The 6,100-nt window shown below is 66.8% G+C and carries 8 protein-coding genes and 2 pseudogenes; 3 read left to right on the forward strand and 7 right to left on the reverse strand.

Going from position 1 to position 6,100, the window contains the following annotated elements; genetic code table 11:
• Nucleotides 1-259 (forward strand): hypothetical protein (locus tag LDQ05_RS18970; protein ID WP_226438508.1); only part of this gene is annotated, 259 nt, incomplete at its 5' end.
• 42 nt (nt 260-301) lie between these two features.
• On the opposite strand, the pseudogene LDQ05_RS18975 reads toward LDQ05_RS18970, so the two are convergent.
• The 6 genes and pseudogenes from LDQ05_RS18975 to LDQ05_RS19000 form a co-directional block, all read right to left on the reverse strand.
• A pseudogene (locus LDQ05_RS18975) lies at nt 302-463 on the reverse strand (ribbon-helix-helix domain-containing protein); the annotation flags it as partial.
• A gap of 202 nt (nt 464-665) precedes the next feature.
• Nucleotides 666-950 (reverse strand): hypothetical protein, encoded by a 285-nt coding sequence (locus tag LDQ05_RS18980; RefSeq protein WP_226438509.1) that lies wholly within the window; start codon nt 948-950, stop codon nt 666-668.
• A gap of 208 nt (nt 951-1,158) precedes the next feature.
• The gene (locus tag LDQ05_RS18985; RefSeq protein ID WP_226438510.1) at nt 1,159-2,118 is read right to left on the reverse strand and encodes a hypothetical protein; all 960 of its coding nucleotides are present in this window, start codon (nt 2,116-2,118) and stop codon (nt 1,159-1,161) included.
• 51 nt (nt 2,119-2,169) lie between these two features.
• The gene (locus LDQ05_RS18990) at nt 2,170-2,379 is read right to left on the reverse strand and encodes a hypothetical protein (protein WP_226438511.1); all 210 of its coding nucleotides are present in this window, start codon (nt 2,377-2,379) and stop codon (nt 2,170-2,172) included.
• Between the two features lie 328 nt (nt 2,380-2,707).
• Complete coding sequence (locus tag LDQ05_RS18995; RefSeq protein ID WP_226438512.1) at nt 2,708-2,911, reverse strand: hypothetical protein; 204 nt, start codon at nt 2,909-2,911, stop codon at nt 2,708-2,710.
• Nucleotides 2,912-3,627: 716 nt separating this feature from the next.
• Nucleotides 3,628-4,497: an NAD(P)H-binding protein gene (locus LDQ05_RS19000; protein WP_226438513.1), complete on the reverse strand. Its 870-nt coding sequence runs from the start codon at nt 4,495-4,497 to the stop codon at nt 3,628-3,630.
• Between the two features lie 87 nt (nt 4,498-4,584).
• Between LDQ05_RS19000 and LDQ05_RS19005 the strand changes: the two genes are divergently transcribed.
• Entirely contained in the window at nt 4,585-5,301 is a 717-nt protein-coding gene (locus LDQ05_RS19005) for a helix-turn-helix transcriptional regulator (RefSeq protein ID WP_226438514.1), read from the forward strand.
• Nucleotides 5,302-5,374: 73 nt separating this feature from the next.
• The gene (locus LDQ05_RS19010) at nt 5,375-5,584 is read left to right on the forward strand and encodes a hypothetical protein (RefSeq protein WP_372461161.1); all 210 of its coding nucleotides are present in this window, start codon (nt 5,375-5,377) and stop codon (nt 5,582-5,584) included.
• A gap of 191 nt (nt 5,585-5,775) precedes the next feature.
• Here LDQ05_RS19010 and LDQ05_RS19015 read toward each other — a convergent pair.
• A pseudogene (locus LDQ05_RS19015) lies at nt 5,776-5,959 on the reverse strand (transposase); the annotation flags it as partial.
• Nucleotides 5,960-6,100: the final 141 nt, after the last annotated feature.

A 6,100-nucleotide genomic window follows, 5' to 3' on the forward strand; every position in this document is an offset into this window, starting at 1 on the left:
AACAGTGCTCCGAGAACGGGTGTTCCGTGCCCCTTCGGTGCCGGAGAAACCCGAGGACCGGGTCCGCCTCCGCAACGGGCTGCCGCACGCCGAGGTCGTCGGCTCCGTTGAGATCGAGCGAGTCCTTGGTTGCGAGACGGTCGTCGGGCTCCTCGGTTCACCGGACACCGGAAGCCCTCGCGACGAGGCCGCCGTGCCGGGCCGGTCAGACGGTCACGGCAACAGGTCGAAGTACTGCGGTCGGGCCTTCATGGCGTGAATGAGCAACTCGTCCCGTGTTCGAGCGCGGATCTGTGCGCCTTCACGCGACCCGGGTCCAGGCACGCACCGCTTCACGAATTGCCTCGGACCTGGACACATGCTCCTGCTCGGCGCGCGCGTTCGACGCCTCGAGCAGGGCCGCGTCCATCCGCACCGGCACCACCGTCCCGGGTCCGTCACCCACGGTCGGCCGGCCCCGCTTGGAGACTGCTGAACAAGGCGCTATTGGGGTTGGCGGTCGTGTGAGCGGCGGGACCGGGCGTCACCGGTGGGATGGCGAGCGGCGTTTTAGGTCAGCACTCTGGGTGCGACGACCGAGGGCCTTCGGTCCACTTGATGTGATTATGCATTGTTCAGCAGTCTCCTAGCTGGACAGTCCGACGCGATGCGGTGCGCCGCGGCGCTCAACTGAAGCGGTCGCGCAAGGTACGACCCTGCCGGAACTGCGGTTTGCCGTCGGCGCCGCGCCGGTGGCCGCGCAGATCCCGGCCCGCACGCTGCGCGTCACGCAGGAGTTCAGCAGCTCGCTCGGGAGTCAGCTCCGTTACCGCCTGCGTGTAGACGCCTGGCTGCGACCAATCCAGCTCAGGCAGGCCGGCCACGACCCTGTGCCACCGCAGCAGCTCCAGGAACCGGGCCTGGTCGATCCGCTGCGACGCGACACGGATCTGGTCCACAATCTCGTCCACGGGCGCACACGGTAACCGTCGACTGTGACAGCGACGTGTGGCCCAGCGCCCGCCCGACCTGTGGCTGGTATCCGCCGCGGCGTAACAGTAGACGGGCTGCGCCGAGGATCGCCAAGGCGGCCACCAGTAGCGCGTATCCAATGGCGCGTTGCATGTGGATCCTCTCGCCGCTGTCTGGCCATCTGGGCGCAGTGGCCTGCTCAGACAGTCACCCGCCGGAAATGGCCAGCCGTGTCTTGGTCTCCAGTTCGGCAACGATGGTGGTGCGGGCCTTGGTGGGCATGACAGTCAGGCCAGCGATGAGATGCGCGACCCTGGCCAGAGCGACGGTCCTCTCGGCGGGGCAGGTGCGTTCGTCCAAGGCCAGCCGCAACGCGTCCTCTGCCCGGCGGAGGCGGCGGCGCTCAGCGTCTGTGGTGATGGGCACTGCGACCGCGCGGGCGTGCTGATCGGCGGCCGACCACGCCGCGGTGGCGGCCCTGACCGCATCACCGAACAGATCGACCAACTCCCTGCTGGTCGCCCGCTGCTCAGCGTGCAGGTCCTGGGCGTGGGCGAATCTCTGGTGGAACTCCGCGGTCAGGGGTTCAGTGACGTCTGCCAGCAAGGGTCGGCGGAACGCGGTCCACGGATCGGTCTCGAAGGCCGTGTACGCGGCCTTAAGCTCGTTGAGGTCGCGGACGTGAAGATCCCACAGACGATCGGCCTCCTGCCGCAGCTCACTGCGCTGCCGGCGGTCGCCAAGGGTTCGCCGAGCCAGCGCGATTACAGCGGGCACAAGCGCCACGACCAGTGTGGAAATACCGAGGAAGGGCCAGAACCATCCTGGAATGTCGGTCAGCTCTACCAGGGTGACGGGCGGTATGTGAGGCGTGGGATCCGCTGGCAGCGACGGTGAAACCTTGTCTTCGACTGTGGCCGGGGTTGGGACTCCGGAGGCGCCTCGGTCTGCGGCCTCAGACTCGCCGAGGTCGATCAGCGCAGTGATCGCGAACTTCGCCATGATCCCCAAGAATGCAAATGCCGCGCCGAGGAGTGGAAGTGGCCCGCCTCCCCGTTCGGCGTCGTGGCCTGCCAGAAGCGATCCAAAGCCGCCAATCAGTGCGAGAGACGCGATCACAAGAATTGCGGTCGACGCGATGTAGATGACCGTCTGAATATGTTCCATGGTGGATCCCCTCGTAGTAGAAACCCGCGCCAGTCGAGCGGCAGGGGCAGTTCAGAGCAGCTTGTCGAGACCGTCCAGGGCGGCGGTGAGCAACCGGCGCACGGTGTCCTTGCTGCCTTCGATGACGGCGCCGGTGTCTGCGGAGAACACGACGGCGACCTCCCCCGTGACCGGCTCATCGCACCAGTCGGGCTCGTCTCCTTCGGTCAGGAACCCGACGTGGGTGTTGCGGGCGTCGAACCATTCGCTGTGGAAAGACATAGTGACCTCGTTCTCGTGTTTCTGTCGTGTGTGCGGGCCCCCGCCGCGAGTGGCCAGCAACGGGGGCCCGGGTCTGGTGTCAGTCGCCACGTGTCGGCGAACCGAGTGCGCTCACTGTGCCCCGGCGGTTCGCCGGTGCAGCAGTGTCGGCGCCGCAGCCCACACAGGCCCTGTACGTCTGGGCTCGGAGTTGGAGAAACAGCAAACGCCCCGCCAGACGTGGCGGGACGTGGTGCATTGACGAAGGTGGGCGGGAGGTGGCGGACGCGGCGCCGACGGAGCGGACAGCCAGCAGTGTCGGCGGCTACTGCTCCTACGGCTACTGCTCCTACGGCTCGGGGTTCCACCGGATACGGGAGTTCGCCGCGTGAGCCTGCGTCACCGCCTTCTCGGCAGCCGCCAGTGCGGTGGCGGCCTGCTTGAGCGCCGCGGCAGCCTGCTGCGCCGACCGCCCGCTGCCGAGGGCGTCTTCGCCGTCGTAGTCCTGGCCGTCACGGGCATCGGCGTGAAAGGCACCAAGCTGGCGGCACATCTGGGCAAGGTCGGCGATACTGCCGCCGGAGCCACCTCGATCAGCTCACCGGAGCTGGCGTGCCGCGTCTCGCGGAGCGACTGGGCTAACGATTCCCAGGGCGCCCATATCATGTGGTGGCGCCCGAGCCATGGTCCGCGCCCGTTTCGACTTCGACAAGCACAACCTTCGTTATCTCTCGACGGCTGCCTCGGCGACACGCCCCGAACTACCCTCACGAAATTCCGGGAGAACTCGCCGGGCGGCACGGCCGCTTCGGGACATCACCGGGCCTGGCTCGGCGAGATCGTCATTCACGGCGAAGGCATCCGACGGCCACTCCCCGTCGTCGACGCCGCCCCACGTTGCTGCCGAAGCCGTCCGCCACTTGGCCGTGAAGCACTTCACGATGTCCGGCAGTGCACGCGTTGCACGACTGCGGCTTCGTGCTGCCGACAGCGTCGCAGGCCCGACGCTGTCGCTACCCATGGCGATGTCCGGGGTCCATCGAGGAACGCACTTCGAGATCCGTGATCAGGATTCGGTAGGCGAGCGAGGTGTAGGCGACCGATTGAATCCGCCGACACTTCCACGGTCGGAATGAACGATCGCCCGCAGCTCGATCACCGTCGGCCAGGACACCTGCAGACGCGTGGCGACCTCGCTGGTCGGTAACCGCCGTAGACGACCGGACGCGCCCATCGCAGCGGCGGGCAGTGCGGTGACCGGCCTGTCGGTCAGAGCGCCGGGAGGAGCTCGTCGTGAATCCAGCTGGCCAACGTCGTTGGTGTCGTCGTGGCTAGAGTCCGCGGCTGTTCGGGGCGGAAATCGTCACGAAGTCCGGTACTCATCCCCAGGACGGCGTCGGCCATCTTCGGAGGCATCCCGGCGGCGAGGTACTGCTCACGCATCTCGGTGTCGCTGATACGTTCCACTCGCACGGGGTGTCCGACGTGGTCCGTCAGGATCGTGGCCACCTGAGACCAGGACAGGTCCTGAGGCCCGTGCACCGCTTGGACCCGGTGGCCGTGCCACTGGGTATTGAGCAGCATGAAGGTGGCGATCTCCGCGATGTCGCGCGGAGCCACCCAGCTCAGCTCTTGGTCCGGTGGGAGAACCGTGCGCAGGCGTCCCTGACGCACGGCTTCGACATCCAGGAGCAGGTTGGTGAAAAAGTAGCCGCAGCGCAGATGGGTGACGTCCACGTCGAGGGCATCCAGAGCGACCTCGGTGCCGGCGAGGCCGTCGATCTCGCCGACACCATGGCGCTTCTCGGCGCCGATACTGCTCTGGAAGACCACGCGGCCGATCCCGTTGGTGGTGACCGCCTCAACAAGGGCGCCAGTGGCAAGCGCGTAGTCCCTGAGGGGATCGGTCGAGAAGGCGCTGGGGTCTACCCAATAGAGCGCCTCCGCGCCACGTGTGGCCGCGGTGACCTGCTCGGGGTCGCTGGAGTCGGCCTCCACGATGTCGGCGTAGTGCCGCACCGTGTGGGGGATCTTCTCTGGGGTTCGAGCCAGTAGCAGTGGGCGCACCCCAGCTCGAATGAGCATGGATGTGACGTGTTGACCGACATGGCCCATGGGTGTCGTGACCGCGATTCTCATTCGGGTCTCCTTTCACGAGGTCTCGCTCAGCTACGCTAGCTGCAGATCCGGCCTGTTCTGGTCCGCATCTCGCGCGACAATGGACGTATGGAGAGCCCCTCGTCACGCGCCCTGCTCCTTTTATCTCTTCTACAGACGGGACGCGCGTGGACGGCATCGGAGCTGGCGCAGCGTCTCGACATCGCAGACCGGACCGTTCGCCGGGACATCGCGCGGCTGCGCTCTCTTGGGTACGACATCAGTTCCGCTCCCGGGCCCGGTGGTGCCTATCGGTTGGTGCCGGGCCTCAGGATCCCGCCCCTGTTGCTCGACGCCGACGAAGTCTGCACTCTTGTCACGGGACTGCTGGTCTTGGAAGCGGGGGAGGCGGACGCTGCGACGACCGCCGTGCGCGCCAAGCTGGAGCAACTGCTGCCACCGACCCTGCGACGCAGAGCAACCGCGACGGCGCTGGCAACCCAGGTGATCACTCCCGCTGCCGGCCCGGCGGACTGGTCATTGTTGAGTGCCCTGGCAGACGCGGTTGACCAGCGCCAGCACATGCGCTTCAGCTACACAGACCAACACGGGCAGGTCGGCGAGCGCCGGGTCCAGCCACACCGACACGTCCTGCGCGACGGCATCTGGTACCTCATAGCCTTCGACACTCAGCGAGACGATTGGCGGCTGTTCCGCCTTGACCGCATCCAGAACGCCACTGCCCAGCCGGCGCCCTTCGGTGTTGATGTTCACGACTTCTCTGAGTCCTCGATCGAGGATTGGCTCGCTACTGACTTCGGGCGACAGCAGAACGATTGCGACTAGGCCTCGATCCACTGGACCGACCCAGGTTTCCCGCCGGTTGGGGCTGGGCAAGGAGACGGTCCGGAGGTGGGCGGTGCAGGCCGACATCGACGCCGGGCTGACCTCAGCCAGGCCAGTAGCGGTGGACCGGGCGATGCGCACGCTGGATCTATCCGGGGCGGTTAGGGCCAAGAAGGTGTACACGACCTCCCCGGATTCGGACGCTGTTCGGGCGCCGATCCTGCTGGACCGGGATTTCACCTCCGATCGCCCGGACCGGGTGTGGGTCACTGACTTCACCTAGGAGACTGCTGAACAAGGCGCTATTGGGGTTGGCGGTCGTGTGAGCGGCGGGCCCGGGCGTCACCGGTGGGATGGCGAGCGGCGTTTTAGGTCAGCACTCTGGGTGCGACGACCGAGGGCCTTCGGTCCACTTGATGTGATTATGCGCGGTCTCACCGGCCATCGGCGAGAGGCGGCTCCCCTAACTGCTGGTCAGGCCAGGGCCCAAGCTCCGTTCTGGTGGGTCAGGCCCATGGCTAGCAGTCGACGTAGGTTGAGGGCGGCGGCGCGGTGGTGGAGCCAGCTGTTGTTCTTATCCACCCCGCGATAGGGCTCGTCGGGCGCCTCGGGTGAGCCAGGCGATGGAGCGTTCCACCATCGGGCGATGCTGCCGGTAGGTGGCCCGGAAGTCCTCGCCCTGAATCGCCCCGGGTCTGTCGGAGGCTCTCGAACCTGTGAAGGATGGAGAGCATGGCAGCACCACGGAAGTACAGCGTTGAGCTGAAGGAACGAGCAACGAGGATGGCGGTCGAAGCCC

Source organism: Rhodococcus yananensis (assembly GCF_020515525.1).
GTDB classification, from domain to species: Bacteria; Actinomycetota; Actinomycetes; order Mycobacteriales; family Mycobacteriaceae; genus Rhodococcus; species Rhodococcus yananensis.

Excerpts from the sequence above, each read along its gene's own strand:
- LDQ05_RS18985 (WP_226438510.1), bottom strand. The coding sequence starts at position 2,118 with ATGGAACATATTCAGACGGTCATCTACATCGCGTCGACCGCAATTCTT.
- LDQ05_RS18990 (WP_226438511.1), bottom strand. The coding sequence starts at position 2,379 with ATGTCTTTCCACAGCGAATGGTTCGACGCCCGCAACACCCACGTCGGG.
- LDQ05_RS18995 (WP_226438512.1), bottom strand. The coding sequence starts at position 2,911 with ATGTGCCGCCAGCTTGGTGCCTTTCACGCCGATGCCCGTGACGGCCAG.
- LDQ05_RS19005 (WP_226438514.1), top strand. The coding sequence starts at position 4,585 with ATGGAGAGCCCCTCGTCACGCGCCCTGCTCCTTTTATCTCTTCTACAG.
- LDQ05_RS19000 (WP_226438513.1), bottom strand. The coding sequence starts at position 4,497 with ATGAGAATCGCGGTCACGACACCCATGGGCCATGTCGGTCAACACGTC.